This window comes from Roseateles sp. (assembly GCF_031397715.1).
In the GTDB taxonomy this organism is placed as follows: domain Bacteria; phylum Pseudomonadota; class Gammaproteobacteria; order Burkholderiales; family Burkholderiaceae_C; genus Paucibacter_A.
The window spans coordinates 1-1929 of the sequence record NZ_JANNMI010000219.1 but is presented as its reverse complement, the minus strand read 5'-3'; the positions used below and the strand labels follow the sequence as shown (position 1 = coordinate 1929).

3 protein-coding genes are annotated in these 1929 nt (G+C 64.5%); all 3 read left to right on the top strand.

What is annotated here, in order from left to right; translation table 11 throughout:
* A partial coding sequence (gene radA, locus RMO57_RS09460) for a DNA repair protein RadA (protein ID WP_310386018.1) occupies positions 1 to 990 on the top strand: 990 nt, incomplete at its 5' end.
* Positions 987 to 1352, top strand: coding sequence for an antibiotic biosynthesis monooxygenase (locus RMO57_RS09455; protein WP_310386015.1), 366 nt, complete (start codon positions 987 to 989; stop codon positions 1350 to 1352). The genes radA and RMO57_RS09455, both read left to right, overlap by 4 nt.
* 11 nt (positions 1353 to 1363) lie before the next feature.
* On the top strand, positions 1364 to 1780 hold the full coding sequence (locus RMO57_RS09450) for a hypothetical protein (RefSeq protein ID WP_310386013.1): 417 nt from the start codon (positions 1364 to 1366) through the stop codon (positions 1778 to 1780).
* Positions 1781 to 1929 lie beyond the last annotated feature (149 nt).

Genomic DNA, 1929 nt, shown 5'->3' with positions numbered 1-1929 from the left:
GCGCAGATCGCGCTGCGTGCCAAGCGGCTGGGGCTGGCCGGCACCCGGGTGCGCGTGCTGGCCGAGATCCAGCTCGAAAAGATCATCGCCGCCATCGAGTCCGAATTTGCGCCGGGGCAGCCGGCCTTCTGCGTCATCGATTCGATCCAGACGCTGTACTCCGAACAGCTGACCTCGGCGCCGGGCTCGGTGGCGCAGGTGCGCGAGTGCGCGGCGCAACTCACCCGCCATGCCAAGGCCAGCGGCACGTCCATCGTGCTCGTCGGCCATGTGACGAAAGACGGCACGCTCGCCGGCCCGCGCGTGCTGGAGCACATCGTCGACACGGTGCTGTACTTTGAGGGCGACACGCATTCGAGTTTTAGACTGGTGCGGGCGATCAAAAACCGCTTCGGCGCCGTCAACGAAATCGGCGTGTTCGCGATGACCGAGAAAGGGCTGAAAGGCGTCGCCAACCCGAGCGCGATTTTTTTGAGCACGCATGGCGAGCCGGTGCCGGGCAGTTGCGTGCTGGTGACGCTGGAGGGCACGCGGCCGCTCTTGGTGGAGCTGCAGGCGCTGGTCGACAGCGGGGGCCAAAGCCCGCGGCGGCTCTCGGTCGGCCTCGACAAAGACCGCTTGGCCATGCTGTTAGCCGTGCTGCACCGCCATGCCGGCGTGGCCACCAATGACCAGGATGTGTTCATCAACGCGGTCGGCGGCGTGCGCATCAGCGAGCCCGCCGCCGACCTGGCGGTGCTGCTGGCGATTCAAAGCTCGTTGCGTGGCCGCCCACTGCCCAAGGGCTTTATCGCCTTTGGCGAGATCGGTCTGGCCGGCGAGGTGCGGCCGGCGCCGCGCGGCCAGGAGCGGCTGAAGGAGGCCGCCAAGCTGGGTTTTAGCGTCGCCGTGGTGCCCAAGGCGAATGCGCCGAAGAAGCCGATCGAGGGGCTTACCGTGCATGCGGTCGAGCGGATCGAAGAAGCGATGGATTTGGCGAGGGGACTATGAAGAACTTCGACTTTGAACCACCCTATTACGCGGTCATCTTCACCAGCCAGCGCAACTCGGTCGAATTGGGTTACGCAGAAACGGCCGATCGCATGGTCGAGCTGGCCGCACAACAAACGGGTTACTTGGGCGTCGAGAGCGTGCGCGGGGCCGACGGTTTAGGCATCACCGTCTCCTACTGGCGCAGCTTGTTGGACATTGCCGCCTGGCGCCGCCAGGGCGAGCATGTGCAAGCCCGCGACCAAGGTCGTGCCGATTGGTATGCACATTACGCCTTGCGCATCGCCAAGGTCGAGCGGGCCTATGGCTGGGATGTTGCCGAGGACGGCAGCGCCGACCCGATGCTCACGCCGCGCGGTTAGCATTCGCCCCCATGAATACATGGATTGGTATTGCGCTGGCCGTGCTGGCCTTTGTTGCAGGCGGCATTTTGTGGGGTTGGAAGGGTGTGATCCTGGCCTTGAGCGTGGTGGTGTTCTGGCTGCTCCTGCAGTTCGGGCGGCTGATGCGCATCATGCGTACCGCTTCGGAAGCACCGGTCGGGCAAGTCGACAGCGCGGTGATGCTGCAAGCCAAGCTGCAGGTCGGCATGAAGCTGATCGATTTGCTGCCGCTCAGCCGCAGCCTGGGCCGCAAACTGAACGATAGCCCCGAGACCTATGGCTGGATCGACGCCGGCGGCGTGCAGCTGGAGATCGTGATGAACAAGGGCAAAGTGCTCAGCTGGGCCCTGAACCGGCCGGCCGAGCCCGGCGATACCGTCGCGGCCTCAACCCGCCAAGACGACTAAAGCGTCAAGCCGCGCCGCTAGAATTGCTGCCTCACCAGTAGTCACTCACAACTCGGCAAGGACGGCCCCATGTCACTCGACGATCGCGACGGCAAAATTTGGATGGACGGCGAGTTGGTGGAATGGCGTGACGCCAAGATCCATGTGCT